This window comes from Actinotignum sp. usb-actsch-rep-73, from assembly GCF_059082735.1.
The window spans coordinates 1-590 of the sequence record NZ_JBHNPV010000086.1 but is presented as its reverse complement, the minus strand read 5'-3'; the positions used below and the strand labels follow the sequence as shown (position 1 = coordinate 590).

General features: G+C 49.2%; 1 protein-coding gene and 1 pseudogene. Both read left to right on the top strand.

Going from position 1 to position 590, the window contains the following annotated elements; genetic code table 11:
* On the top strand, window positions 1-202 hold a 202-nt coding region (locus tag AC5RE1_RS09365; protein WP_493938772.1), incomplete at its 5' end, for an LPXTG cell wall anchor domain-containing protein.
* Window positions 203-378: 176 nt separating this feature from the next.
* Window positions 379-525: pseudogene (locus AC5RE1_RS09360) on the top strand (IS30 family transposase); the annotation flags it as partial.
* Window positions 526-590: the final 65 nt, after the last annotated feature.

Genomic DNA, 590 nt, shown 5'->3' with positions numbered 1-590 from the left:
TACCAGCGAACCAACCGGTGAACCTACTACTAACCCCACCGACAATCCAACCGGTAAACCTACTACTAACCCCACCAACCAGGTCAATGAGGTGACACCAAAGAGATTGGCCATTACAGGCGCTGACTCTTCCTGGTTCGCACTTCTGGGGGCAGTGTCTATTGCTGCCGGATGGCTGCTGCTTCTCCGTCGTCGTGCTTAAGGTTTATTAAGCCGAGCTGGCCTGCCGCTGCTTACCAGTGGCAGGCCAATTTTTTACGTTAACCCCAGGTTTTTGTTCTTCGATATTGATATGCGTCTTGACCACCCCGCCCTAAAAGTCCAGCTCTTGGGTTCTAGTGGTGGTTGCAACACCGAGTTTGAAAGGATGTTTCAACGGTGTTGTATGAGTATGCGGGTGTTGTTTACCCGTCCCGTTCAAAGATGTGTACTGCTCGGCGTGAGCATTATGTAGAGCTTTTGCGTCAGGGGCTGAATTTTACGCAAGCAGCCAAAGTAATGGGCGTTTCCAAACGTACCGGGAAAGTATTGTGTGCATCTGGGTATTTATCCGTAACCTAGAAACGCATACAAATAATGCGAAGAAATAA